The sequence below is a fragment of the Methanofollis sp. W23 genome, from assembly GCF_017875325.1.
Taxonomy (GTDB): Archaea; Halobacteriota; Methanomicrobia; order Methanomicrobiales; family Methanofollaceae; genus Methanofollis.
This window is the reverse complement of record NZ_JAGGMN010000001.1, coordinates 2,040,735-2,067,387: the sequence shown is the minus strand read 5'-3', so window position 1 is coordinate 2,067,387 and position 26,653 is coordinate 2,040,735. Positions and strand designations below refer to the sequence as shown.

Here is a 26,653-nt window from a genome sequence, read left to right as displayed (position 1 = left end):
GCACCGCCTTCAGACCACCATCTATAGAACACCGATATCATGAAATCACGCGACATTGCCATTGCAGGCATCCTGCTTGCCACCGGCGCCATCGTGCGCTATATCTCCCTGGCGGTCCCGGGCCCGATTGTCTCGAACCTGGTCATCGCCTTCTACTGCCTTGCGGTCATCCTCATCGTCCCCACCTTCGGCGAAGCCGTGGGCATCGGGGTCGTCGCCGGGATCCTCTGCGCCCTCATCAGCCACTCGGTCTTCCCGCCCGCAAACCTGGTCTCAGAACCGGTGGGTGCGGCCGTCTGTCTCCTTGCCTATATGGTGCTGAAGGGGCGGACCGGCATCGCGCCTGGAGCCGCCACCCTCGTCGCGACCCTCGCCTCAGGGACGACCTTCGTCCTCATCGCCATCCTCGGCATCGCCCCGGTGATCCTCACCAAGTACGCCTCCATCGGAGTCTTCGCCATGACCACGGTCCCGATCGTCGTCATCACCGCGGCCGTGAACGCCGTGATCGCCCAGGCCCTCTCTGTCCCGGCATCACGGGCCCTGAACCGGGGGAGGGAGCGATGATCCAGATCTCGGGCCTCACCTACACCTATCCAGGTGCAGAGACTCCGGCCCTGAGAGGGATCGACCTCTCGGTGAGGACAGGCGAGATCGTGCTCGTCACCGGCCCGACCGGTGCGGGCAAGACCACCCTCTGCAGGGCGGCCGGCGGGGTGCTCGCCCATGAGTACGGCGGCACCCTCGAGGGGTCGGTGAGACTTGGCGGTCGGGGGATTGAGGAGTACGGGGGCATGACCGAGATCGCCGGAGTCACCGGGATCGCCTTCGACGACGCCGACGCCCAGCTCATCTTCTCGACCGTCGAGGAGGAGATCAGGACAGCCACCGCCGATGAGAAGAGGACCGAAGAGGTCCTTGAGATGATGGGGCTCTGCCACCTGAGAGACCGCGCCCCGCACACCCTCTCGGGCGGGGAGAAACAGCGGACCGTCCTTGGCACCGTGATCGCCGGTGACCAGCCAGTCTTCATCCTTGACGAACCGGCGGCCGAACTCGACCCCGGCCATGCCGGCATGGTCGCTGAGATCCTCGTGGGCCTGAAGGAGAAAGGGAAGGCGGTTCTCATCGTGGAGAACACTCCCGGCCCCTTCGCTGCCGTCGCCGATCGGGTCGTCAGGCTTGCAGGGGGAAAGGTCACCGACCTGCTGGTCGAGGCACCAGGGCCGGTGGCGACCCCTGTACAGGAGAGGCGGCGAGGCAAGACGGTGGTCAGGGTCCGCGGACTGGTCCATGCCTATGAGGGAGGGTTTGCCCTCCGCGGCGTCGACCTCCAGGTGCGGGCCGGCGAATGTGTGGCCATCACCGGCGAGAACGGGTCAGGGAAGACCACCCTCATCAGGCACCTCAACGGCCTGCTCGGTCCTCAACAGGGAGGCGTCGAGGTCTGCGGCATGGACACCCGCCGCTATCCGGTCCCGGCTCTTGCGAGGCAGGTGGGGCTCGTGTTTCAGAACCCTGACACCATGCTCTTTGCCGAGACCGTGGAAGACGAGGTGCTCTTTGGGGTACACAACATCGGGGCGCCTGGCCCTTCCGCTGCGGTCGACGCCGCCCTCTCCGCCGTCGGGCTTCTCGAAAAAAAATCTCTCTACCCCCGCCACCTGAGTAGAGGGGAGCGGCAGCGCCTTGCCATCGCCTGCGTCCTTGCCATGGACCCGGCGGTGATCGTCCTCGACGAACCGACCACCGGGCTTGCCCCTGACGAGGCCGGGCAGGTCATGGACCTGCTGTGCGATCTGAGCAGGGAGGGGAAGGCGGTGGTCATGGTCACCCACGACCGCGGACTTGCCGGGCGCTATGCTGATCGGGTTCTCAGGATGGAGGACGGAGAGATCGCCGGCGATCAGATGTCAGGAGATGAGGAAACATGCACGAGATCTTTCAGTACAGGAGCGGCACGAGCATCTTCCACCGCATGAACCCGCTCGCGAAGATCACCGGGGTGGCGGCGGTCGTCGTTCTTGCGGTCCTCACCCGTGACCCTCTGGTCCTCGGCGGGATGGTGCTTGCCATCGCCGCGCTCGGGGTCTGTGCGGGCCTGGGGAGGGTGTTCCTCGGACAGGTCCCCCTCTTCGTCTTCCTTGGTGGGTTCCTGGTCGCCGTCACCTGGCTCACCATCCCTGAGACCGGTCTCCTCTTCGGGCTTGCGCTGGCGCTCCGTTTCTGTGCCATGGTCTTTGCCTTCCAGGTCCTGGTCTCCACGACGATGCCGACTGCCCTTGTCCGCGCTCTCAGGAGGATCGGGTTCCCGGCAGACTATGCCCTGATGACGCTGGTCGCCCTGCGGTTCATCCCGCACCTCCAGAATGAGGGGAAGAAGATCTATGAGGCCCAGGCGGCGCGAGGGTTCTCGCCTGGCGGGGGGTTCAGAGGGAGAGTCCGCGGTGCCGTCCCAGTCCTCGTCCCCCTCATCACGAACGCCCTTGCGCAGGCAGAGGTGATCGGGATGACGATCGACCTGCGCAGGTTGCGAGAACGCCTCTGAGTGAGAGAGTTTGTGTCTATAATCAGAAATCTCCACCTATTTTTCTGCATGAAAAAGAGAAAATAGGATATAAAAAAACGTAAAAATACTATTTAATTGACGATCTGCCAGGTTTTCGGCTACATTCAACAGGATGATATAAATGGGGTGCAGATGATCTCTCATTATGAAAGGAGAAACCGCTTTTGCGATCATTGTACTCTCGGCCGCCGTCTTCATCGTGGTATTTCTCCTGGCCTTCGGAGGAGCGCTTGGTGAAGAGGAGGGGGGCACCCTCACGCCGGCGAGCCAGGTCGAGACTCCCACACCGACACCGGTCCAGACATTCAGGACCACTGCCGCCACGCCAGTGCCTGAGACGACCATCACCGTCTCAGAGGTGGATCCTGTGGTCGGGCGTTGGATCTCCAACCGGACCCATACCGAAGAACTCCTTCTCAGGAGCGACGGGACCGGCAGGTTTGTCACCGACCATCCTGCGCCGTCGGACTTCTCAGAAACCGAGAACATCACCTGGAAACGCGATCCCGGCCGGAGCGGGCCACGGGTGTCCTTTTACCTTCTTGACGTCGAAACAGAGGCCGATAAGGTGCTAATCCTCAACAAGGTCGAGGACTCGCTGGGACGGGACACCCCGGCCGGGATGGTCTTCTACGCCCGTGCTTCATAACACATCTATATCCAGATTGGCGACTGATATGCTCCCATGACCCCACAACCCCCCTTCCTCCCGATGACGATGAGGGAGGCAGAGATCCTCGGCATCGACGAGTTCGATGTCATTCTCATCACCGGTGACGCCTATGTCGACCATCCCTCCTTCGGGACCGCGATCATCGGGAGGGTGCTCTGGGACGCAGGCTATACCGTCGGGGTCATCGCCCAGCCTGACTGGACGCGCCCAGACGACTTTCTCAGCCTGGGCCGCCCGCGCCTCTTCTTCGGGATCTCTTCTGGGAACGTCGACTCGATGGTCAACGCCTTCACCCCGAACAAGAAGAGGCGGAGCACGGATGCCTACTCGCCCGGCGGGGTGCCGCGCCGGCCTGACCGGGCGCTGGTCGTCTATGCGAACATGGTCAGGTCCCTCTTTCCAGACTCCCCGATCCTTCTCGGCGGGATCGAGGCCAGTCTCAGGCGCTTCGCCCACTATGACTACTGGTCAGACAGGATCCGTCAGTCGGTCCTGGCCGACGCCCCTTCAGATCTTCTGGTCTATGGGATGGGAGAGCGGCAGGTGGTCGAGGCTGCGGCGCGGTACGCCGCCGGGGAGGATCTCCATGGGATCAGGGGGACCGCCGCGACGGTCACGGTGGCCGAGTGGCGGGAGGCTGGGCCTGGAGAGGACGTCGTTGTCATCCCCGGATTTCCAGAGGTGAAAAATGATCCCGAGGCCTATGCCAGGGCCTTCGCCCTCCATGCCAGGGAACAGGACCCGGTTCGCGGCCGGACTATCGTCCAGCCCCACCCGAAAACCGTGGTCGTCCAGTACCCCCCGGCCCGCCCTCTCTCCACTCCCGAACTCGACCAGGTCTACGCCCTCCCCTATGCCCGCGCCGCCCACCCCTCCTACACGAAACCTATCCCTGCCCTCGAACCGGTCAGGTTCTCGATCACCACCCATCGCGGCTGCTTTGGCTCCTGCTCCTTCTGCGCCCTCACCCATCACCAGGGGCGGATCGTGCAGAGCAGGAGCCAGGCTTCGGTCCTCGCGGAGGCCGAACGCCTCGTCTTGATGCCAGGGTTCAAGGGAGTGATCCAGGACGTCGGCGGCCCGACGGCAAACATGTACGGGCTCACCTGCCCGCGGTGGGAGACCCACGGCACCTGCCCTGACCGGCGGTGCAGTCCGGACTGCCCGAACCTGCAGACCTCCCATGCGGCGCAGGTCGAACTCCTCAGGCGCCTGCGTGGGATCCAGGGGGTGCGGCATGTCCACATCTCTTCAGGAGTCAGGTTCGACCTCGCCCTTGCCGACGACGAGTATATCCAGGAACTCGCCGCCCACCATGTCTCAGGCCACCTCAAGGTCGCCCCCGAGCACATTGCCAGGAAGGTCACCGACCGGATGAACAAACCGGGGCGTGAGGTCTTTGACCGGTTCAGGGAGCGCTTCGCAGGGGCAAGCAAGGCCGCCGGAAAAAAGCAGTACATCCTCCCGTACTTCATGTCTGGCCACCCGGACGCCACGCTCAAGGACGCCGTCGAACTTGCCGAATATATCAGAGACCGCCACCTGTACACCGAGCAGGTCCAGGACTTCACCCCCACCCCGATGACCAGGTCCACCTGCATGTACGCCACCGGGATCGATCCTCTGACCAGGGAGCAGGTCCATGTGCCGAAGGGCCGGGAGAAACAGGTCCAGCGGGCTCTTCTCCAGTACAAAGATCACAGAAATCGGAGGCTGGTGGAGGAAGGGCTCAGGGCCGTCGGCAGGCAGGACCTCATCGGGACCGGGTGGGCATGCCTGGTCAGGCCCCAGCGTGGGAGAGGACGGGCCGAGAGAAAACCGCGAGACAGTCGGCGGCGGTGATGAATCACGCGTGGATCGAGACGCCCTGGGACGTGAACACCCCTCCCAATCGGAGCACTCCTTTCTGGGAATGGCTCTGTTGGATCAGGTGTGACGCGAGGGCACCCCTCACACACATCTGATGAAAATTTTCTGTTGCTTGGTCGCTCTTTTTCAAGACAGGGGAATCGGTGGAGGCCGTGTTCAATGCACCGCCCCCGGCGCGAGATGCCGATGAATGTTCTGCGATTGAGGTCGGGCATTCTGACCGGTGTGTCTTCCCGTACCCTCACACCGCGGACGAGTGCCGCCCTCGACTAATCGCGTCGCGGCGAGCCCTCCGCCAGAGATATCCATCCAGGGGGTTCTACAAACCCGAAAATATTCTCGTGCTCCTGGTGTTCGCGCCCCGCAGGAGAGAGAGACGAAGACACAGACCCACTCTTCACGATCATCACTGAGGTGTCCTGCCCCCATCGTCACCCCGGATTCGGTGGAGACGGACGATGCCCTCATCATAAGATTTTCATCGTAGCCTTGCGCCAGGGGGGCACCCCCTGATCTCGCCAGAGGATCGGGGGGAAGATCCGGAGAATGTGGTCCAAATGAGCATAGTGCCGTCTTCGGTCCTGTCCTGGTGCAGATCTGTGGGGACACGCCCTATGCCCCCCGCCCCTCAGGTCCCCTGGACCACTGTCCATGCCCGTGCCTTTTTGAGGAGAGAGGGCAAGAATGTAATCAGATGAGTCCGAGAGTTCCGCTGACCATGGTCGTCCACGGCCCTGAGCCCTTCGACTGCGGAGATGTCAGGACCCTCCTCTCAGCCATGGGTCAGGTCAGGACCCTCGTGGCCGGAGTGATGGGCCGGACCGCCGCCGAAGAGTCGGGGTTGCCTGTCGAGTGCTGCAGTGTCCCGCCAAGCATGGTGCTCAACGATGCCGGAGGTCAGGTCTTCCTCCTCAACCACGGCAAGACCCCCATCTCAGGCCGGGCCTTCGGGGAGATCATCGCAGGCAGGATCCGGTGCGGCGGTTTGGTCCATGTGGAGTGTGCCGCGGAGAGGGTGTACCTCTGGAACGATGGAGACGTCGACCTTGCCAGACGGCTGTCTGCGGTCTTTGGGTATAAGGTCGAGCGTGTGACCGCACGCAGATCAGAGGGCGGGACGAGAAGGGCCGTGCAGGGATGCCTCCCTGGCGAACCGGTCTGCGTGAACGGGACCGTCATCGGCGAGGCGACGTCTGAGATGGTAGTCCTGGAAGAGCATGACGGCCGGGTCGTACCGGTGGCCGGGCTTTCCCCCAAACCCCACGGACTTGAGAAACTGCACCGGCACGCCCCCCTATCCCTGGCCGACGCCTGGTGTAAGAGCGGCACGATCCGGAGGGGGCAGGCGACCGCCACGGCGGACGGGAATCGTTGTCCAGAAGACGGGCGGGTTGCGCTCATCGACCACTGCGGGCACCACTTCTACGACCTGATCACCCCTGAGACCTGCGGCGTCCTCACCATCGGGGACGACACCACCGCGGTCGTCGGGCACATCGCCCTCCACCTGGGCATCCCGGTGCTCGGCATCACCGACGGCGACCTCGACGGCGTGATCGGTGAGACCTTCCCGGCAGGTTCGGTGGTCCTCAGGGTGACCGAAGGCCGTGACGACGACCTCGGGCTCGAACTGGCAGAGACGATCCCCCCCTACCAGGTCACCTGGCAAACCTGGGTCTCAGAGGCGATCGTGGCCGTGGAAGACCGGACCGAGGTGGCCCTCGACCTGAGGAGTGAGTGCTGATGCGCTGCGCTGAGTGCAAGGGCCGACTGTTCTGCGGGCTCCCGAGGTGCCCGATCATGAGCAGGTTCCATGCCCAGGTCTCCACCGCCGGGTGCGGCACCAGTTATATGGGCACGGCCCCATCGGTCTTTGTCGGGAGTTATGGCTATCCCGCGGTCTCGTCCGGGCCGCTCATGACCGTCGACCCCGACGCCCCCCCGGTCTGGGTGGCGCAGGGCCTCTCCATCGAGGAGATCGTCGGGATCAGGGCCAGGACCATCAGGGGCTCGGCACCCACCGTGGCGGTGACCGGACAGATCCAGGAGATCGCCCTCTCTTCCAGTCCTCTCGATGTCGAAGCCGCTTTCGAGCGCCCGGTCAGGTTCGACCTCAACTTTGACGGGACCATCACCCCGGTCGGGCTCTCAGGAAGTATCAGGCACCTCGACGTCATCGACAATGCCAGGGTCAGCCGCGTCGTCGACCGGATCACCTCGGACGACGATCTCCCTGCGACCGAGGCCTGCGAACACCTCGGGGCCGAGGGTGTGGACGTCTATCAGATCGCCCAGTTGATGAGTGCCGGGCTCCTGGGCAAGCGGCGTCGGGTCGTCCCGACCAAATGGGCGATCACTGCGGTGGACGACACCGTCAGCAAAGGCATGAAGAAAGCGATCTTCCGCTTCGCCCCCGTACGGGAGGCGGAGTTCTTTGCGGCAACCCTGTACGGCAATACGATGGCCGTCATCCTGATACCTGGCGACTGGAAGTTTGAGATGATCGAGGTCTGGGGGCGCCGCTCTCTCTGGGCCGGAGAGGAGGAGACCATCCTCTCTGACCATGAGGGCAGGAAACAGGGGCGGTATTCCCCGATCGGGGGGGCCTACTATGCGGCCCGCCTGGCCGTGGCCGAGTACCTGGTGAAAAAACAGCGTTCGGCCCGCGCCATCGTGGTCAGGCATGTCAATAGCGACTACTGGGCTCCTCTCGGCTCGTGGGTGATCAGGGAGGCGACGCGGGCGGCCATGCAGGGTACCCCGGTGAAGTGCGCCAGCCTGCAGGACGCCGCCGCGCAGATGGACACCACCCTCGGGTACACGCACTGGCGTGAGAGGAGCAAACTCCTTGATGAGGCCCTATCTCAGAGAACTCTATTTGAATTTTAGCTTTTCGCGTCGATAAGAATGGACAAGTATATCTATTTTTGAGCACACATATCAGGGCATGCGCAATGTACGGATCCCCGGAGAAATCATGCCATTTCCTCTGAGGAAAATACCCTGCGTTGTTTCTGCCCTCCTCCTCTTTGCGTACCTCGTTTCCTCGGTCGCAGCAACAAATATGGCTGCAAAAGCCGCTGAATCTACGAACCAGGACATGGTCACCCTTCTGATCGGCGGTGTCTTCTATATCGCCATTCTTGCAGTCGTCTGTATCTACATCTTGCGGCGAGGCAAGAGGATCAAAGGACAGTCGACTATTGCACGTGTCATAGGGGTATCTCTTGGCATTCTCTCGGTCGCTGCCGGCAGTATCTGTATCATCTCCGCGGCTCTCGTGGTCCTCGGCCATTATGCCGACGTCGCGCTCTTTGCCTGGACCTGGAACGTCCTTGCCTACATCATCACCGACACCATCCCGGCGGCAACCGGCGTGGTCATCCCCTCAACGACCATCGCCCTTCTCCTCCTCGGGGCGGCGGGGGTACTCGTCTTCCTCCTCGGGGTGACGTTCATCGTACGCTATGGCGGCGAAGAGATCTTTGCAGAGGTCGCGACCCCGACCAGGAGCGGTACGAGTGCGCAGGAGATTGTGAAAAAAAGCAATGAACCCCAGAACCCTGTCCTCTCCTATAAGATCGATGTCAGGAGGACAGAAGAGCCTGCGGCAGATGTAAAGGTCGTGCTCAGGCACCGGAACGGTCTCAATATCAGGACCAAATATACTGATTTCAATGGGGAGGTCTCTTTCAGTGACATGAAAGGCCTCGGCTCAGAATATTACGCCTATGTGGAAGGGGACGAGAACCGGGAGATCTACCGGGTCATAAGGACTTGAGTTGCTGCTCGTAGCGAGCGGCCACCCTGTCCACCGTCTCGACCTCGTCCACGCTCTTGTCATCCCGCATCCTCACAAACCGCGGGAACCGCAGGGCATACCCGCTCTCATAATTCGGGCTCTTCTGGACCTCGGCATACCCGACCTCGAAGACGACCTTCGGTTCGAGGACGATCTCTTTGCCCTTTTCTGCAACGACAAGGTCCTTGAGGTGCTGGTAGATGAAGGCGAGGTCGTTGTCTGACAGCCCGGTCGCCACTTTCCCGATCGGGAAAAGGTCGCCGCCCTCGTCCTGGCAGGCAAGAAGGAATGAACCGAAGAGGTGGGCGCGCCGTCCTTCTCCCCACTCTGCCCCGACCACCGCGAGGTCGATGGTGTCGACGGCGGGTTTGACCTTGATCCAGTTCTTGCCGCGCACGCCCGGGGTGTAGCCGGCCCCGCGCGTCTTGACCATCACGCCCTCGTGCCCTGCGTCCAGGGCCTCCTGGTAGATCGACTCAAGGTTCTTGGTCTCGTCGCTCACCCACTGCGGAGCGACATACTCTGAGAGCACCGTCTCCAGCACCGCCCGCCGTTCAGAGAAAGGCCGGTCGATGAGAGTCTCGCCGTCGAGGTACAGGATGTCAAAGACATTCGGGACAAGTTCTATCTTCTCCATCGCCGCCTCGACCTCGTGCTTGCGCCTGAACCGCCTGAGCACGAACTGGAAGGGGCGGGGCCGCCCGTCTTTGACCGCGATCACCTCGCCGTCCAGGATCACGTCGTGGGCCGTCGCCTTGCAGAGTATCTCGATCACGTCAGGGACCGCCCCGGTGACCTCCTCAAGTCTGCGCGAGTACATCCTGCACTCCTCGCCGACCTTGTGAAACTGGAACCTGGTGCCGTCGTACTTGTACTCCACTGCGACGCTGCCGTGTTCTTCGACCATCCCGGAGATGGTCCCCTGCTGGGCAAGCATCATCTTCACCGGTCTGAAGGGTGCGATATGCACATCCCGCAGGGAGGCCTCGCCGGTGCGCGCGAGGAGGGCGACTTCGCCCAGGTCGTTGAGGGCCTGGTGGGCATGGGCGACAAGGGCGGGGTTGACGCCTGAGGCCCCGGCGATCGCGTCCCGCACATTCCCCTCTCCGACCCCGATCCGCAGTTCCTCAAGGAGGAGACGGGAGAGATAGCGTCCTTCAAGAGGACCTGCATTGCCGAGAAGTCCCTTGATGACCCTGAGTTTCTCGCGCTGCGAGCGGTTCCCGTCGGTCGTGGCGATCCTGGTGAAGTCGGCATAGACTCCGCAGAGGGTAAGGGGTTCGACGAAGAACGAGGTCTGGGACTTGGTGGCAAGGAGGTGCTCGACGGCGCCCCCGACGTCCCCGGTCCTGTTGACCTCGGTGACGACCTCGGCCTTCTTTCTCCCGGCGACATACCCGATCGCTTCGTACAGGAGGTTTGGGCCGATGCCGAGTTTCTGAGGACTCCAGTCAGGGAAGACCCGTCCCATCACGAACCTGACAAAGACGGGGAGTTCTTCGTCTGAGAGGGAAGGGAGGATGGAGGCGATGAGGTCGATCATCTCGAGTCTGCCGCTCATCCCTTCGAGTTGCTCGCAGACCTGCGAAAATGCTGCAAACTTCATACTCAGATCCTCACGCTTTCCGAGACCACGTGCTGGTCGCCGACGACCAGGTGCTCGACCCCGTCATAAAATGCCTCTTGTGCGGTCTCTTCCGCCTTTTTTGGAGTGTTATTCACCTCTGAGAGGTGTGCAAGCATCACCGTCGAGAGGTCGTCCCCGATGTCGTGGAGGCAGGTGGCAGCGGCATTGTTGGAGAGGTGTCCGAGTTTGGATCTGATCCTTGCCTTGAGAAATGCGGGATATGGCCCTTCTTCAAGCATCCTTGGGCAGTGGTTGCTCTCAAGGACGACGGCGTCGCACCCTGAGAGCGCCCGTTCGATCCGCGGGGTGATGATCCCGGTGTCCAGGCAGCACCCCAGGCGGACGCCGTCGGTCTCCAGGCAGTAGCCGCAGGGTTCGGCGGCGTCGTGAGCCGTGGAAAACGGGAGGACCGAAAACCCTGAGATCGAGAAGCGGTCTCCGGCCGAAACCCTCCTGGTCGTCACTGGTTTGGTAGACTTTCTGGTGCGCAGAAATGTCTCCAGTGTCCCTCCGGTCCCGACCACCGGGACCTCGAACTTCCTGCCAAGGACATCGGCCCCCCTGATATGATCGGTGTGCTCATGGGTGACCAGGATCCCCTGCAGGTCGCGCTCGTCCCCGCCGGCCTCCCCGATCCGCTTCCTGATCTCCCGGGCGGAGAGCCCGGCGTCGACGAGAAGGGACCCTTCTTCTCCTTCGATATAGATCGCATTTCCCTTGCTCCCACTTGCAAGGATGGTGACCTTCATTGCTGTGTACTGGGTGTTGCGCCATATTAGGACTTTGTAAATACCCTCGTCTTCTCGTGAAGTCTGGTCTCAGATCATGGATCTGTCGCCTTCCCATTCTCCCTGCAAGGGAGGGGAGCGCTCTTCAGAAAATAGGGTGAAGGAGGGGGCCTCGCCTCTGTGAAGGATGAGGGCCATGGATGGGTACAGACAGGGGGATGCAAAAAGATCGGTCCTGTAGGATCTGGCATGAACCCATGGCACATGCATAGGGATGAAAATTGGGCTCTGTAGAAATCCTCTTGATGAACCTCTCTGGCGGAGGTGCGTGCCGCCCCCCGAACCCCCCGCCCCACCACGATAGGTCGAGGACGGCACCACCTCCCTCATGGTCGTCGATTCTGCCTTCCTGTCCCTATCTTCGTCCCGGGGGTCCGGGGGCAGTGCCCCCGGCCGAAGAGGTGGGAAGGCAGGTGACACGCATTCTTTCGACAACAGGGGAGGGTTTACCATGAAAATGATCCTGACGTTCAACCCGGGTGGTTTGTATGATGGGCTCTGTAGAAATCCTCTTGATGAATCTCTCTGGCGGGGAGCGTGCCGCCCCCCGAACCCCCCGCAACACGATAGGCGGGGGATGGCAGTGCGCTCTTCATGGTCATTGATTGTGCCTTCCCTGCCCTCTCTTCCTCCCAGGGGTCCGTCCGGGGGCAGAGCCCCCCGGCGCGTATGGTGTGGGAAGGCATGATGATCAGAACATGCCGTTCTCAATCGCAGAACCTTCACCAGCATCTCTCGCCTGGGGTTGGCAATGAAGTGGTATATCCCTGTGTTGTCCTGCTCTGAAGGGCGAACATGGATCCAAACGCCCTGGAGGCCCTCGATCATTTTCATCGTATATGCTTGAGCCCAGGGTTCATGCCCAATTCTCCAGATCCGAAAATTGCGTTCGTCAGGCCATGCTCGTCTCTTCTGCCTTCCCGGCGCAGTGGTGGGGGAAGGTGACTGATGGATGGGTGCGTAACAGAGAGGGGAAAGATGTGCTTCTGCTCGGTGTGGTCTGTCAGGGTTCAGGTGCATGATCGTCAAAAGGCGGCATGACACCTGGGAGAAGTTTTGATCCGCCTTTTGCCCGGTATATATTTATCTCAAAAAAGGATAGAGCCGTACAGGGAGAATCTATAATATTCGTTACGACTACCATATAGGTGGTGCGATAATGACCGAAATGCCCAACGTTTTGTGGCTCGAAGAGATTTCAAAGGATGATATCCCATCCGTAGGGGGAAAAGGGGCCTCCCTCGGTGAAATGACTTCGGTAGGGCTGCCTGTCCCGAAAGCATTCGTGGTAACTGCCCAGGCCTTCAGAAAATTCCTCGTGGAGACCGGACTTGAAGACTCGATCTTTACTCTTCTCTCAGACCTTGACGTTGACAACAACGACGCCCTCGAAGAGGTCTCGAGGAGTGTCAGGGACCTTGTCCTTGGCGCGAAGATGCCTGAAGGGATCAAAGAGGAGGTTCTCGCCGCCTATGGATCGATGGGCGACGGAGAACTGGTGGTCGCCGTCCGTTCCAGTGCCACGGCCGAAGACCTCCCTGACGCCAGTTTTGCCGGGCAGCAGGAGACCTACCTGAATATCAAGGGCGATGCCGACGTGATCGAGGCCGTCCAGATGTGCTGGGCATCCCTGTATGGGGCCCGTGCCGTCTATTACCGTGCAAAGCAGGGCTTCGACGACCGGACCGTCAACATCGCCGTGGTGGTCCAGCAACTCATCCGCTCTGAGAAATCAGGCGTGATGTTCTCATCGCACCCTGTGAGTGGCGAACCTCTCACCATCATCGAGGGTTCCTGGGGCCTTGGAGAAGCGGTCGTCTCGGGCAGCGTCTCGCCTGACAAGTATGTCTTTGACCGCCGCCTCAAGCGGGTCGTCGACCGGTTGATCTCGAATAAAGAGTATATGATCGTCCCGGTCGGGGAGAAAGGCACCGAACTGGTGGAGATCCCGAAGGACCGCCAGGACGAACCTGTCCTCTCTGACACCGAGGTCACGCGGCTTGCTGAATTCGGCCGGATCTCAGAAGAACATTATGGCGTCCCCCAGGACCTTGAATGGGGAATGGTCGGCGACACGATCTATATCCTCCAGTCCAGGCCGATCACCACCATCGGCGTGAACAACACCCATGCGGCTCCCAGCGCGCAGACCGGTCCGCAGGGTGCTGTCATACTCGAAGGCAATGGCGCCTCGCCGGGCGTGGCGGGCGGCCCGGTGATCATCGTCCACGACGTCAAGGACCTCGGCAAGGTCAAGGACGGCGACATCCTTGTTGCAAGAATGACAAACCCGGACATGGTCCCTGCAATGCGGAAGGTCTCGGGCATTATCACCGACGAGGGCGGGATGACCTGCCACGCCGCGATCGTGTCAAGAGAACTCGGCACGCCGGCGGTCGTCGGGACGAAGACCGCCACAAAGACGTTGAAAGACGGGCAGATGGTCACCATCGACGGTGAGAAGGGCCTGGTCTTTGAAGGTGCGGCGGCAGTGTCTGCACCTGCCCAGGCCGCTCCTGCGGCCCAGGTGGCCGGTGCCACCGTCGCCGCCCCGGCCCCGGTCATCACCGCCACGAGCGTCAAGGTCAACGTCTCCCTCCCCGAGGCTGCGGTCAGGGCTGCGGCCACCGGTGCGGACGGCGTGGGTCTCCTGCGCATCGAGCACCTGATCCTCGGCATGAACAAGACTCCTGGCTGGTTCATCAAGAACGGCAAGGAAGAGGAGTTCATTTCCGAACTCTATACCGGGATCAAGACCGTCCTCGACGCCTTCCCGGGCAAGCCTGTCTGGGTCAGGACCCTTGACGCCCCCACCGACGAGTTCAGGAATATGCTCGGCGGCGAGGACGAGCCTGATGAGCACAACCCGATGCTTGGCTGGCGCGGGATCCGCCGCGACCTCCAGAGCGAGGCCCAGTTCAAGATGCAGGTCGACGCCTTCAAGCGGCTCTGGGACGAGGGCTATGACAACCTCGGGCTGATGTTCCCGCTCGTCTCTCACCCAGACCAGTTTGTCAGGGCAAAAGAGCTCATCGCAGGATGGGGCGTGAATGTGGACGAGGTCGACCTCGGGATCATGATCGAGATCCCGGCATGCGCCATTCTCATCGAGGACTTCTGCAAGGCGGGCGTCTCGTTCGCCTCCTTTGGGACCAACGATCTCATCCAGTACACCATCGCCATCGACCGGAACAACGAACTGGTCTCTCCCATGTACTGGCCCAAGCACCCGGCGGTGCTCAAACTGATCCACGACGCCATCGCCGTCTGCCGGGACTATCATGTGGAGTGCTCGATCTGCGGGCAGGCCGGCTCAGACCCGAAGATGGTCGAGTGGCTGATTGAGAACGGGATCACCAGTGTATCAGCAAACATCGATGCCGTCCCCAAGATCAGGGGAACGGCGGCAAAGACAGAGAAGCGGCTGATCCTTGACGCAGTGAGAGCAAAGAATGCAAGTGAATGGAATATCTGAAGAGGAACTTTTTTCTTTCCTCTCTTTGAAGAAAGACGAGGATTCGAACTATCATCATGTGTTGAGTTCGATGTGCACGATCCCCCACCCGGTTGCGGTGCGGGCACACCAGATGTTCATCGAGGCCAACCTCGGAGACCCCGGGCTCTTCCCTGGGACCACTTCGATCGAGGAACTCCTTGTCGAACGACTGGGCACGCTTTTTCATCACCCGAAGGCCGGGGGGTATGCCACCTCAGGGGGGACCGAGTCCAACCTCCAGGCGCTGCGGATCTTTGCAAAGATGAAGGGTTCGAGGCGTCCGAATGTGGTGGTCCCCGAGTCGGCGCATTTCTCCTTTGAAAAGGCCTGCGACATCCTCTCGCTTGAGATGCGGACGGTCCCGTCTGACGAGACCTTCAGGATGGATGTCGACGCCCTCCAGGATCAGATGGACGAGAACACCTGTTGTGTCGTCGCCGTCGCCGGGACGACCGAGTACGGCGTCGTCGACCCGGTGAAGGCGGTCTCTGAGATCGCCCATGACGCCGGCGTCCCCCTCCATGTGGACGCCGCCTTCGGTGGCCTGGTGATCCCGTTCCTGGACCATAAGATCCCCTTTGACTTCACGCTCCCTGGTGTCTCGTCCATTGCGGTGGACCCGCACAAGATGGGGATGAGTACCATCCCGTGCGGGGGGTTGCTGGCCCGCGAGCCCTCGTGGTTCGGGCTCCTCAATGTGGAGACCCCATATCTGACGGTGAAGCAGGAGTGCACCCTGGCCGGCACGAGGTCTGGCGGTGCGGTCGTCGGCGCCTTTGCAGTCCTCGAGTATCTCGGGATGAGTGGGATGAAGGCGGTCGTCGAGGGATGCATGAAGAATACTCGCCGGCTCATCGAGGGGATGGAGACCTTCGGGTACCGGCGTGCGGTCACTCCTGATCTGAACGTGGCGACCTTCGAGGCCGGCACGGTCCCGCCCGGGTGGCGGGTCTCACGGACCAGGCGTGGCCATATGCGCACGGTCATGATGCCCCATGTGACCAGGGACGTCATCGAGGAGTTTTTACAGGATATTGGTGAGATGGATGCTTGAACATCTGATAGAATCACTGGAAGCCGCACCAATTGTGCCGCGGGGAGAATACAACTACTTTATCCACCCAATCACCGACGGGGTGCCGCTCCTCGATCCCGCCCTCCTGCGGGACGTGGCATGTGCGATGGTCACGGTGACCGACCTCCAGGGGGTGGACAAGATCGTCACCGCCGAGGCGATGGGGATCCATATCGGGACTGCGCTCTCGTTGATGACCGACATCCCGCTGAACATCCTGCGTAAGCGTTCGTATTCCCTGCCCGGCGAGATCGCCGTCCACCAGTCGACCGGCTACTCGCACGGCCAGCTCTACCTGAACGGGATCGAGAAGGGGGACCGCGTGGTCGTGATCGACGACGTGATCTCGACCGGCGGGACGCTGAAGGCGGTCCTTTCCGCCCTTGAAAACGCGGGGGCCGAGATCGCCGATGTCTGCGTGGTGATCCAGCGCGGTACGCCCGACCTCGGACGGGCGTACACCCCCCTTGTCACGATCGATGTGGATGCCGATGGAGTCAGGGTCATCGATACCTGCCGCTGACCTGGCGGCACGGGTGCGCGCTGCAGGGGGCCGTCGGGTCGTCCTCCAGCTCCCTGACGGGCTGAAGCGGCAGGCGCCGTCCCTTGTCAGGGCGCTCGAAGCGGAGGGGATCAAGGTCGCGGCCGTCGCCGGCGACCCGTGTTATGGGGCCTGCGACCTGGCCCTTGACACCGTCGCCCTCACCGGGGCCGACCTCCTGGTCCATGTCGGGCATGCCCCGGTCGAGGAGCGGGAGGGGGTGGTGTACGAATACCTCCCCTTCGACTTCGACGTTGAGGCCGTGGCCGCGGCGCTTCCCCTTCTTCACGGCACAGAGGTGGGCCTGGTCACCACAGTCCAGCACGCCCATCTCCTCCCCAGAGTCGCGGAGGTCCTGGCCGCGCACGGGGTGCAGGCCGAGGTCGGGCCTGGCAGTGGGCGGACGCCTCTTCCCGGCCAGGTGCTCGGGTGCAGTTATGCGAATGCCCGCACCCTCTCGGCCCCTGAGATCCTCTATGTGGGGACCGGGGTCTTCCATGCCATCGGGGTCGCCCTTGCCACCGGCAGGCGGGTCGTCGCCCTCGACCCCTATTCTGGCGAGGTGCGCGAGGTTTCCGGAGACGCCGACCGTCTGCTCCGTCGGCGCTTCGCCCTCATCGAGAAGGCGCGTTCGGCCGAGTGCATCGGGATCCTCCTCTCCACCAAGAGCGGGCAGGCGCGTCCTGCCCTTGCGGCCCGCCTGGCCGCGCTCTCAGAGAAGGCGGTGGTGATCACGATGCGCGAGGTCTCGGCGGCCGAGATGGTCAACTTCGGGTGCGGGGCCTACGTGAACACCGCCTGCCCGCGCCTGGCCTATGACGACCAGGTCCGCTTCCCGGTCCCTCTCCTCACTCCGCAGGAGTTCGAGGTCCTGGTAGGGGTGCGGGCCTGGGAGGACTATGAGGTCGACGAGATCGTGTGACCTCATAGGTGGGGCGCCGATTGGGGAACGGCATCCCCCTCGCCATGGTCGTCCATTCTGCCTTTTCATTGCTGTCTTCCTCTCGGGCGTGCGGGGGCGCTGCGCCCTCGGTGCGAAGATGTGGGAAGGCGTGATGATGTTCCTGTGTGGTGCCTTGCTCGGAAGGATGCGTGAGCCCATGGTTCATGCTTGATTTTACAGAGCCCATTTCTCGATCTTGCGGGGGGGCGCTCGTGGTCGCCCTTGGATCCCCAGTATGAAGATGGGCATGGAGCCACGATCCTCTTTAGTCATTGATTGTGTTTTCCCGGCTCCATCGTCATCCTGTGGGTCTGGGGGAATCCCCCAAAAAAGGCGATGCCGCCCCTCCCCTCCCCTCCCTCAGGAAGGTTCATCATCTCTCCGGTGGAGGCAGGAGTTATGTGGCCTCATGGCAGGCGCGCCCTCCGCCTCCTCGGTCTGGCCGTCCTGGTCCTCATCATAGTCATCACTTTTCTTCTGTATCCTCTCTATGGCGGGTATTACCTCGCCTCCCCGGCCGGATCAGTGACCGGCGGGCCGGTGTTCCGCCTCTCTGAGGAGGACGTGCATGCCCATCCGGCATTGTATGCCCTCCTCGTGGAGAAGAAGAAGGTCAGGCGTCCTTCTCCTTTCCCCACCTCGTGGACCATGTGGCAGGATGAGAGCGTCATGGACGGATGGAGCGCCCATGTCCTCACCCGCCTTGAGGACCAGGCCCTCCTTCGCATGACCGCCCCGGCGGTCCTTGAGTACGAAGGCGCGTATCTCTCCGTCTCGGTCGTGCGAGGGTGAGTGTGGCGGCGGGTCTCTCTCCGGCATATTCATCCGCTCTCCTCACCCACGCGTACAGCACCATATGAGGCTGAAACACCTGGAGATGAAGCTCCAGCGACTCAGGGGTTTTCCTGCCCCACGGCCGGTACTGGAGCAGTATGCGACACCTGCCGCTGTCGCCGCCCGCCTCCTGTATCATGCCTCGACTGAGGATGCGATCGCGGGGCGACGGGTGCTTGACCTCGGGTGCGGGACCGGTGTCCTCGCCTGTGGGGCGGCCCTTCTTGGGGCCGACAAGGTTGTCGGGATCGATGTGGACATGGGAGCGCTGCGGACTGCTCGCAGCAATGCCGGGAGTCTTGAGGCCGACCTTGGCCTTCTCCGCGGTGAGGTCGGTACCGCTTTCCCTCTCCGCCCGCAGACCTTCGACACCGTCGTGATGAACCCCCCCTTTGGGGCGCAGAGAAAACATGCCGACCGGCCTTTCATCGACTGCGCCCTGGTGGCCGCACCGGTCGTCTACGGCATCTTCAATGCCGGATCACTGGGCTTTATTGAGAACTATGTGAAGGGCCGGGGTGAGGTCACCGGGGTAGTCGAGGGCTCCTTTGTCATCCCACGGACCTTTGCCTTCCATCGGAAAGACCGGGTGGAGATCCCGGTCGAGGTTCTCAGGATCGAAAGGACCGGACCATGCTGAAGGGACTCAGGTCGGTCCTCGCCCTCGCGTGGGGCCATTTTGTCATCGATGTCTACTCGCCGGTCATCCCCGCCGTCCTCCCCCTGCTCATCGCGACGCACGGATGGTCATACGCCGTCGCCGGTCTCCTGGTCGCCGGGTTCAACATCACCTCGTCGCTCCTCCAGCCCTTTGTGGGGTGGCTTGCAGACCGGCGCGGCATCGCTGTCCCCTTCTCGATACCCTTTCTTATTGCTTCAGTCTGTATCGGGGTCTTCGGGTTCATCGGGAGTTATCCGGTCTTACTGGCCTGCGCCTGTCTTGCAGCCTTCGGGGCGGCGCTGTATCATCCGTCGGCGATGGCGATGGTCAACCGCCTGACCAGGACCGAGAACCGCGGGCGCCTTACCTCGATCTTTGTCATCGGCGGCAATCTCGGGTTTGCCCTCGGCCCGGTCCTTGCAGGTCTGGCCGTCGGGGCCTTCGGTCTCCAGGGGCTCCTCTTCCTTGCCGTCCCTGGTCTCCTGATGGCGGTCTTTTTCGGCCACCTCCTCCCTGATGAGGGGATCAGGCCGACACCAGAGACCGCAGAGGAGAAGGACACAAAGACCCCGGTCTCGCTCAGGCCGATCACGATGGTCGTCGGTGTCGGGGCGCTACGGTCATGGGCGATCTTTGCCGCCGTCGCCTTTCTTCCGACCTATCTCCATGCCGCCCTCGAGGTCGACCTGCTCGTCGCCAACACCATCGTCTCCCTGATGCTTGTCGCCGGTGTCGTCGGGCAGTACGTCGGCGGGGCGCTCTCTGATACCTATGGCAGAAAAGAGTACACTTTCTTCGGCCTCGTCGCGTCGGTCCCCCCCTTTCTTCTCTTCCTCACTGCAGGCGGAGTCCTCTCCTATGTGGGCCTCATCCTCTTCGGCTTCTTCCTCTGGTCCACCTTCTCGGTGACCGTGGCGATGGGCCAGGAAGTGATGCCAGGGAATGCCGGGCTCGCCTCGGGGTTGATGCTCGGCCTGGCAGTCGGGGCCGGCGGCGTAGGGGTGGTCGTGAGCGGAGCGATCGCCGACGCCGTCTCCCTCGACGCCGCCCTCCTCACTCTCCCGGTCCCGATCATTGCGGCCGCCCTCCTCACCCTTCTCATCCCATATCCCTGGGTCTTGTTCAGGCGGGGAGCAAGGGTGGGGTCGCGGTGATCTGGTCGGGATATTTTTTTGGCATCCCTTGCCTTCAGAAAATTAAAAATTTTGGTTCTGTAGATGCCCTCACGTATCTTTGGGAGAATGCGTGTCATCTGCCTTCCCATAGCTTCCTGTCGGGGCTCAGTCCCCAAACCCCCAGGATGACGATAGGGGCGGGAAGGCATCATGGGCACCTGTGACGAGAGCGTTGCCCTCCTCGACCAATCGTGTGGCGGGGGGTTCGGGGGACGGCATGTCCCTCGCCAGAGAGATACATCAAGAGGATTTCTCCAGAGCCCATTATTCATCTCCATCTCATGGAATGCATGCGAGTCCCACAATCTCAGACCCCTGGAAATCCGTCTATAATCTGGGCATTATATCCCCCCTTCTCAGGGGCGTAGCATGCACCAACAGGGCAAAACATTACTGACAAAAATATCGCCCTGCATAAGGGCGGGAGAAGGGTGTTTTCCTCACCGCACTGGATGAATAAACGCCTCTATAGTCCCATCTCGAAATAAGCCCATATCGGCGCCGGATTGAAGGGCAGGCCCATGGAATCAGAGGCAATATGGCCGTATTTGAGTCGTGCGTACCTCCCCTCTGCACCATGCCTCTCACTCAGGCAGACCGACCAGGAGACGTTTACGTGGACACCCGTGCCAGAGGCGCCACCCCCCGGTGGAGGAGAAGGTTTAAAATTTCTGGAAAGATGCGTTTCGGTTCGATAAGATGTTCCCCCCAGAGAGTTCTGGGATATGCTCGGGGAGGCGATGAATGCATGGGTGCGCGATGAAAACGCAGGGATCTCTTCATTTTCATTCATCGTGCTCATCGATGAGGAGGAGGGAAGAGAGTTCTGGGATAACCTCCTGGGCAAACCTAAAGTTCGGTACCGACAAGGTGATGATATGACTGAACTGATGCAGGAAGAACTCGAAGAGCAGATCCTTGCCTGGGCAAAAGAGTATGCCCAGAAGAACGGATGGAACCTCAATCCGGACGAGAAGCAACTGCGCACCGTGATCAAGGGGCTTGCGCGCAACACCCTCAGGTTCGGGGAACAGTACTGTCCCTGCCGGCTCAGGAGCGGCGATACCGAGGAGGACAGAAAGATCATCTGCCCCTGCATCTATCACAGGGACGAGGTCGAGGGGGACGGGCACTGCCACTGCAATCTCTTCTTCAAAACCAACAGAGAGTAAAAGGATCAGGGGCCTGGAGAGGTCCCCTTGAGATTCTCTATAGTGGGAGGCGTGCCGCCCCCGGAGAGAGACTATGGGAAGGTGGGCGGCACACATACTCTCCTCATCAATAGGAGAGGGTTTCTAAAGGGTCAATTTCGAAATATTCCGCTTATTCGCGCGCTTCGATGCTCTTGATCATCCCGAGGAAGACCTTCTTCCCGTCGGCCGATCCGAGCACCTCCTCTGAGGCCCGTTCAGGGTGGGGCATCATGCAGAGGACATTGCGGGCAGGACCGCCGAGGACGCCGGTGATATTCTCCGCGGCGCCGTTCGGGTTCATGGCCGGGGTCACTTCGCCCTGCTCGTCGCAGAACCGGAACGCCACTCTTTCTTCGGCATTGAGCCGTGCGAGTTCTTCAGGAGAGGCGACGTACCGGCCTTCCTTGTGGGCGATCGGGATCCTGACCACCTCGCCCTTCTTGAAGAGACAGGTGAACGGCGAGGTATTCTCCTCGACCCGCAGGCAGACCGGTTTGCAGATGAAGGTCGGGCTGGCATTCATCGTGAAGGTGCCGGGCACCATCCCGCTCTCCGCCCCGATCTGGGCGCCATTACAGATCCCGAGGACCAGTCCGCCGGCCTGCGCATGTCTGACCACCGCATCCATGATCCCGGTCCGTGCGGCGATCGCCCCTGCCCTGAGATAATCGCCGTAACTGAACCCGCCAGGGAGGACGATCGCGTCATAGTCCTCTTTGAGTCCGTCCTTGTACCAGACCAGATCGCAGTCGACCCCGCAGACCTCGGAGATGACGTACTGGACGTCGCGGTCGCAGTTGCTCCCCCCGAACTGGACCACCGCGAACTTCATGCCACTACCTCGACCTCGTAGCGGTGGATGACCGGGTTGGCGAGGAGCCGCTCGCACATCTGCCCGACCTCCGCTTCTGCGGCTGCCCTGTCCTCTGCCTCCAGGGTGATGGTGAAGACTCGCGCCGTCGAGAGCCCTTCGGTCGCAAACCCGATGTTGGCGAGGGCATGCTGGATCGCACGCGCCTCGGGATCGAGCATCCCTTCCTTGAGCCCGATCGTGACCTTTGCCGTGAATTTCATTCTTTACTCCTCCCCGATGAGTCTCTTCGCCACCTCGGCATAGGTGGCCATCACGTCTCCCTTGTCAAAGCGGTAGACGTCCTTGTCCATCGAGGCATGGGTCTGTTTGTCCCACAGGCGCATCGAGTCCATCGAGATCTCGTCGCCCAGCAGGATCTCGTCGCCGTGCCGACCGAATTCGAGTTTGAAGTCGACGAGGTCGAGTCCGATCGCATCGACCCGCACCTTGAGCAGGTCGTTGATCTTCAGAGCCGTCTGCTTCACGGCCTCGATCTCTTCAAAAGTCATAAAACCGAGCGCCACGATGATCTCGTCGTTGATCATCGGGTCATGCCGCTCGTCGTCCTTGTAGTCAAGGACGACCACCGGTGGGTTGAGGGGTGCGCCTTCCTCGAAGGGATAGTTGCGCACCAGCGACCCGGCGGCGATGTTGCGGACGATCACCTCGACCGGGATCATCTCCAGCGGTCTGACGATCATCGTCCGTTCATCGTCCATCCTCACAAAGTGGGTACCGACTCCATGCTCCTCCAGGTACCTGAAGAAGTACGCCGAGACCCTGGCATTGTACACTCCCTTGGAAGAGAGTTCGTCCTTTTTTGCACCGTCAAAGGCGGTGATGTCGTCCCTGAACTTTACGATCAGTTCGTCGGGGTTTTCAGAGCGGAAGACAGACTTTGCCTTTCCGCAATAGATGGGTTCCTGTTCTGTCACAATGACCTCTCCTCAATTTCTCTCTGGAGTGTATGGATAAGTGGGGCGATGGTATCTGAGTACCACCCCCTCTCGATAAACCGTGGATAGATACAGAGCCGCTCGCGCACATCTGCGTCGCCGACGATCTTCCTGAGCGCCTCGATCTGGGGCCAGGGGCGTTCTGGGTTGACATAGTCGATGGTGAGCGGCGAGACCCCGCCGAGGTCGTCGACCCCGCATCTGATAAGGTGCTCTGCATCGGCAAGGTTCGGGGGGATCTGGACGGTAACCTCCCTGGGGAGGATCTCACGGGCAAGGGTGATCGTCTCGGCCATCTCCGTGGTCGATGCCGGGGCGGCCCCTCCCATCTCTGTCCCCTCCTTTGGGCAGAAGTTCTGGATGATGACCTCCTGGATATGCCCGTGCCGCCTCTGCAGGTCGGCGATCACCTGGAGCGACTCCTCGCGGTCGGCAGGGGTCTCGCCGATCCCGATGAGCAGACCGGTGGTGAATGGGATCCTGAGCCTGCCCGCCTCCTCGATCATCTCGATCCGCACCTCCGGGTCCTTCCCTGGCGAGGCACGGTGGGCCGGGACGTCTGCGGTCGTCTCCAGCATCAGTCCCATGCTTGCATTCACCTCCTTGAAACGTTCGAGTTCTGCGGTGGTGAGGATGCCCGCGTTGGTGTGCGGCAGCACCCCGGCCCTGATGGCGTACAGGCAGAGGTCATAACAATAGTCAAGAATATCGGCATAGCCGAGCGCGGCAAGGTGATCAGAGAACCCGGGCACTTCCCCCGGGCGTTCTCCGAAGGTGAAGAGGGCTTCAGTGCACCCAAGATGGGCGCCGACGTCGATAGTCCGGTGTGCCTCTTCAGGCGGCAACACACATCTCTCTCCCACCGCCTGCCTGAAACAGCAGTACGCGCAGGCGTTCTGGCAGACATTGGTGAGGGGAAGGAAGACGTTGCGTGAATAGGTGATCACCCTGCGGTGCATGCAAGTACCATTTCCCTTCCACCTTCTTGTAACCTTCGCGATTGGGTGGCGTCCAGGGAAATACCTGGGCCCGACCCCCTCCTGGATCGCCCCTGTGGGACCGTGCCCGCGAGAAGATACAGGAAGGTGAGTGAATCATCTCCGCACCTTGAGCACCCTGAGAGTTCATCCAGTAATTTTGAGGCATATGTTCCCTTTGGGGGCGCGGTTCTTCTGTTCCCTTATGTCCGGGTGACATCAGAGACCGTGTCGCCGTCCCTGGCGCGTCTGTTCGTTTCTCTCATGCCATGTGGAGAAGGATCAGGGGATCTCGATCCCGCTGCGAGGGGGCTGCAACGTCTTGGAGCGTTCTGAATTATATTTCGGAAACTATATCCAATATCTCTCCAATATCTCGAACAATACGAGGGATGATCCGCCATCACACAGTGTTTGATCCTCTGATCTGGTCCAGGGTTGTTCAAATCCTGATTTTGGTTTTTGTCTGCACGGCGGGTCGGCCCTCCTTCTGAGAAAAACGAAGGGAGATACAATGAATTTACATGGATTGAAACTCTCAGTTGCTGTTATACTGGGCTTCATGATCCTCTCTTTCCCGGCAACGGCGTCGGATCTTGAGGAGCATGATGGCGATGCCGGCGAGGTCACCATCGCGCTCGAAGGCGCTGGCGTCTACTACCTTGGCGAGGAGATCACGATCTCTGGCACCAACACCGCCAGCGACACGACCTATCTCTTCCTGACCGGCCCGGGCCTTGGCAACGGCGTCCCGCTTGATGACCCCGCACTCAAGGCATCTGAGGGGAACTATCTTCTCTGCACCGTTGCGCCGAGTCACAGATGGGCGTACCGCTGGGACACCTCTGTCCTGTCCATGAAAGGCGGCGTCCCTCGCGGAGGGAACTATCTCATGCATGCGGTCAGTGCTCCTGAGAACGGAGACGGTGCTGTTCACAAGGACAATCTCGAGGGGGTCAGGACAGTCCGCTATTCTTTCGTCCTTAATTTGCCTCAGGTGACACTCGATGAGATCGATCCCCAGAGTGCGGGCGACAATGTCAGGGTGAGCGGTGTCGCTGACGGTAGACTGGAGAATGTCACGCTCTGGGCCTTCGGCGACCATACTGTACGCAGTGTCACGGTGCCGGTACCAAGGAGCGGCATATTTGCGTACACTCTGACCGGCATCAGTGCCCGGGACCTTGCAGAGGGGCGGGGCATGGTGATCGTCCAGCACCCTGGAGCGGACCAGGTCTATGGCGTCTGTCCAGTAGCAGGAGGAGATACTATCTCTCAGATCAGGGGCGCAGACAGGGAGGTGATCGACCTTGACCCAGATGATATGCCAGGGGCGGCGGCCACCCTTACCAGGGCCCTGAACTCTGCCTCATGTGACGATGTCTATCAGCGACTTGCCGCGGTCAGGACGGTCGCCAGCACCCGCCCTGATCCTCTGGAGCCTGTCGACGAAACTCCTGATGTCGTCTCCCTCTCACCAACCCCTCGCCCTGCTCACAGGGGCACTCTTGAGGATGAAGAGGCCGCAAACGCCCGCCTCAGCGTCAGCAATGCCGGTGAGGTCGAGGCATCGGCGGCGTTACAGACTCGAGATGTTTCTCTCTCCCTTGATGCCGGAGGCACGGCCTTGAACATCTTTGGCAGGCCTCTGGAGATGATCGATATCAGGCAGGTCTCTTCCGACACCCTCCCGCCCACCGGCAAGGATGGCTTCAGGCAGGTCGGCCCGGTGCTGGAGTGCGGTCCGAATGGGGCAAGTTTCGACCCTGCCGTGGAACTCTGCTTCACCCTCACGGACGAGGAGTGGGAGACCTGCGGCCCTGGCGAGGAGTTCGTGGTCAGGTGGTACTGCGCTGAGAGTGGAGACTGGGAAGAGGTCAGGACAGGGGTCGACCGGTCGCACCGCCAGGTCGTCGCGAGTGTCACGCACTTCACCACCTTCGCAGTCTTTGCCGGTCCTCCCTCGGAGGAAACCCCCATGGAGACACCTTCTCCCGAGATGACGACCCCGGCCCTGTCGACTGACGTCCCTCCCTCCTCGGGCCGCATGCCATGGCTGAGTGTGGCAGGCGGAGGGGCGGCGCTGCTCATGGCCGGAGTGCTCTTTGCATTCAGGAAGGAGCGATAACTCTCTTTTCGGGTCTTGAGTCATTCTTCGGCCCTGTAGGAACCCCCACATCTCCGGGGCATGGGTCAGAAGAATTGCCCTCCCTCTCTCGTCTCGCCTGGGGCGCTGTTCCAGACCGCTGGGGGCGGCCAGAAAGGCGTGATGGGAGATTAGAACTGGGTCCGTCATCGACCAATCGAGGGGGGACCAGGAGGTGCACCCCCCCGCCACGGTGGAGGAGTGGGTGTAGAATTTCTGGAAGGATACACTTCAGTTCGAGGAGATATTCACTCAAAGAGAGTTTTGGGATATGCTCCATGGAACTGATCCTGAAGGTCGTCTCTTAAGATGTGCCCTCTGCATTCCTGTCGCCCCCTCCATCGTGGGGGCGGCACTGCGGCGGTGTTTCTGTGTGGAGTCCTGCTCTTGAAGGGGGAGCACGGATCCACACATCCCGGAGACCCATGATCATGTTCATCTCATATGCCTGAGCAGGGGGTTCGTGCCGGATTCT

Annotated in this window: 23 protein-coding genes; 17 read left to right on the top strand and 6 right to left on the bottom strand. The window is 61.4% G+C overall.

Annotation, left to right across the window (positions count from 1 at the left end; genetic code table 11):
- Positions 1-39 precede the first annotated feature (39 nt).
- From J2129_RS08770 to J2129_RS08735, 8 genes are all read left to right on the top strand, one after another.
- Complete coding sequence (locus J2129_RS08770; RefSeq protein WP_209630498.1) at positions 40-567, top strand: hypothetical protein; 528 nt, start codon at positions 40-42, stop codon at positions 565-567.
- Positions 564-1,982 (top strand): ABC transporter ATP-binding protein, encoded by a 1,419-nt coding sequence (locus J2129_RS08765; protein ID WP_209630497.1) that lies wholly within the window; start codon positions 564-566, stop codon positions 1,980-1,982. Before J2129_RS08770 ends, J2129_RS08765 begins: the two co-directional genes overlap by 4 nt.
- Positions 1,931-2,548, top strand: a complete 618-nt coding sequence (locus tag J2129_RS08760) for an energy-coupling factor transporter transmembrane component T (RefSeq protein WP_209630496.1) — start codon at positions 1,931-1,933, stop codon at positions 2,546-2,548. The genes J2129_RS08765 and J2129_RS08760 overlap by 52 nt, the downstream gene beginning before the upstream one ends.
- 166 nt (positions 2,549-2,714) lie before the next feature.
- Positions 2,715-3,218, top strand: coding sequence for a hypothetical protein (locus J2129_RS08755; RefSeq protein ID WP_209630495.1), 504 nt, complete (start codon positions 2,715-2,717; stop codon positions 3,216-3,218).
- Between the two features lie 36 nt (positions 3,219-3,254).
- Positions 3,255-5,084: a YgiQ family radical SAM protein gene (locus tag J2129_RS08750; RefSeq protein ID WP_209630494.1), complete on the top strand. Its 1,830-nt coding sequence runs from the start codon at positions 3,255-3,257 to the stop codon at positions 5,082-5,084.
- A gap of 721 nt (positions 5,085-5,805) precedes the next feature.
- Entirely contained in the window at positions 5,806-6,855 is a 1,050-nt protein-coding gene (locus tag J2129_RS08745) for a DUF2117 domain-containing protein (protein WP_209630493.1), read from the top strand.
- Positions 6,855-8,000 carry a hypothetical protein gene (locus J2129_RS08740; RefSeq protein ID WP_209630492.1) on the top strand — a complete coding sequence of 382 codons (1,146 nt, stop codon included), beginning with the start codon at positions 6,855-6,857 and terminating at the stop codon, positions 7,998-8,000. The genes J2129_RS08745 and J2129_RS08740 overlap by 1 nt, the downstream gene beginning before the upstream one ends.
- Positions 8,001-8,088: 88 nt before the next feature.
- Positions 8,089-8,892 carry a hypothetical protein gene (locus J2129_RS08735; protein WP_209630491.1) on the top strand — a complete coding sequence of 268 codons (804 nt, stop codon included), beginning with the start codon at positions 8,089-8,091 and terminating at the stop codon, positions 8,890-8,892.
- On the opposite strand, the gene J2129_RS08730 is transcribed toward J2129_RS08735, so the two are convergent.
- Both J2129_RS08730 and J2129_RS08725 read right to left on the bottom strand, forming a co-directional pair.
- Positions 8,879-10,519 carry an ATP-dependent DNA ligase gene (locus J2129_RS08730; protein ID WP_209630490.1) on the bottom strand — a complete coding sequence of 547 codons (1,641 nt, stop codon included), beginning with the start codon at positions 10,517-10,519 and terminating at the stop codon, positions 8,879-8,881. The two genes, J2129_RS08735 and J2129_RS08730, sit on opposite strands and share 14 nt — an antisense overlap.
- A gap of 2 nt (positions 10,520-10,521) precedes the next feature.
- Positions 10,522-11,289: an MBL fold metallo-hydrolase gene (locus J2129_RS08725; RefSeq protein WP_209630489.1), complete on the bottom strand. Its 768-nt coding sequence runs from the start codon at positions 11,287-11,289 to the stop codon at positions 10,522-10,524.
- Positions 11,290-12,487: 1,198 nt separating this feature from the next.
- On the opposite strand from J2129_RS08725, the gene ppsA reads away from it, so the two are divergent.
- The 8 genes from ppsA to J2129_RS08685 all read left to right on the top strand — a co-directional run bounded on the left by ppsA (position 12,488) and on the right by J2129_RS08685 (position 21,225).
- Entirely contained in the window at positions 12,488-14,803 is a 2,316-nt protein-coding gene (gene ppsA / locus J2129_RS08720; RefSeq protein ID WP_281069800.1) for a phosphoenolpyruvate synthase, read from the top strand.
- Positions 14,781-15,878 (top strand): tyrosine decarboxylase MfnA, encoded by a 1,098-nt coding sequence (gene mfnA / locus J2129_RS08715; RefSeq protein WP_209630488.1) that lies wholly within the window; start codon positions 14,781-14,783, stop codon positions 15,876-15,878. Before ppsA ends, mfnA begins: the two co-directional genes overlap by 23 nt.
- Positions 15,871-16,422, top strand: coding sequence for a hypoxanthine/guanine phosphoribosyltransferase (gene hpt / locus J2129_RS08710; protein ID WP_209630487.1), 552 nt, complete (start codon positions 15,871-15,873; stop codon positions 16,420-16,422). Before mfnA ends, hpt begins: the two co-directional genes overlap by 8 nt.
- Complete coding sequence (gene dph2 / locus J2129_RS08705) at positions 16,391-17,362, top strand: diphthamide biosynthesis enzyme Dph2 (protein WP_209630486.1); 972 nt, start codon at positions 16,391-16,393, stop codon at positions 17,360-17,362. Before hpt ends, dph2 begins: the two co-directional genes overlap by 32 nt.
- Positions 17,363-17,782: 420 nt before the next feature.
- Entirely contained in the window at positions 17,783-18,175 is a 393-nt protein-coding gene (locus tag J2129_RS08700; RefSeq protein ID WP_209630485.1) for a hypothetical protein, read from the top strand.
- A gap of 64 nt (positions 18,176-18,239) precedes the next feature.
- The gene (locus J2129_RS08695) at positions 18,240-18,857 is read left to right on the top strand and encodes an METTL5 family protein (RefSeq protein WP_209630484.1); all 618 of its coding nucleotides are present in this window, start codon (positions 18,240-18,242) and stop codon (positions 18,855-18,857) included.
- The gene (locus J2129_RS08690) at positions 18,851-20,032 is read left to right on the top strand and encodes an MFS transporter (protein WP_209630483.1); all 1,182 of its coding nucleotides are present in this window, start codon (positions 18,851-18,853) and stop codon (positions 20,030-20,032) included. The genes J2129_RS08695 and J2129_RS08690 overlap by 7 nt, the downstream gene beginning before the upstream one ends.
- 899 nt (positions 20,033-20,931) lie before the next feature.
- Positions 20,932-21,225, top strand: coding sequence for a ferredoxin-thioredoxin reductase catalytic domain-containing protein (locus J2129_RS08685; RefSeq protein ID WP_209630482.1), 294 nt, complete (start codon positions 20,932-20,934; stop codon positions 21,223-21,225).
- Positions 21,226-21,376: 151 nt separating this feature from the next.
- Here the strand turns inward: J2129_RS08685 and purQ are convergent, their stop codons facing one another.
- From purQ to cofG, 4 genes are read right to left on the bottom strand one after another with little or no spacing between them, the layout of a single operon-like run.
- On the bottom strand, positions 21,377-22,078 hold the full coding sequence (gene purQ / locus J2129_RS08680; RefSeq protein WP_209630481.1) for a phosphoribosylformylglycinamidine synthase I: 702 nt from the start codon (positions 22,076-22,078) through the stop codon (positions 21,377-21,379).
- Complete coding sequence (gene purS, locus J2129_RS08675; RefSeq protein WP_209630480.1) at positions 22,075-22,320, bottom strand: phosphoribosylformylglycinamidine synthase subunit PurS; 246 nt, start codon at positions 22,318-22,320, stop codon at positions 22,075-22,077. The genes purQ and purS overlap by 4 nt, the downstream gene beginning before the upstream one ends.
- A gap of 3 nt (positions 22,321-22,323) precedes the next feature.
- A complete protein-coding gene (purC, locus tag J2129_RS08670; protein ID WP_209630479.1) occupies positions 22,324-23,034 on the bottom strand; it encodes a phosphoribosylaminoimidazolesuccinocarboxamide synthase in 711 nt (236 codons plus the stop codon).
- Complete coding sequence (cofG, locus tag J2129_RS08665) at positions 23,031-24,014, bottom strand: 7,8-didemethyl-8-hydroxy-5-deazariboflavin synthase subunit CofG (protein WP_209630478.1); 984 nt, start codon at positions 24,012-24,014, stop codon at positions 23,031-23,033. Before cofG ends, purC begins: the two co-directional genes overlap by 4 nt.
- 532 nt (positions 24,015-24,546) lie before the next feature.
- Between cofG and J2129_RS08660 the strand changes: the two genes are divergently transcribed.
- Positions 24,547-26,160: a hypothetical protein gene (locus tag J2129_RS08660; RefSeq protein WP_209630477.1), complete on the top strand. Its 1,614-nt coding sequence runs from the start codon at positions 24,547-24,549 to the stop codon at positions 26,158-26,160.
- Positions 26,161-26,653 lie beyond the last annotated feature (493 nt).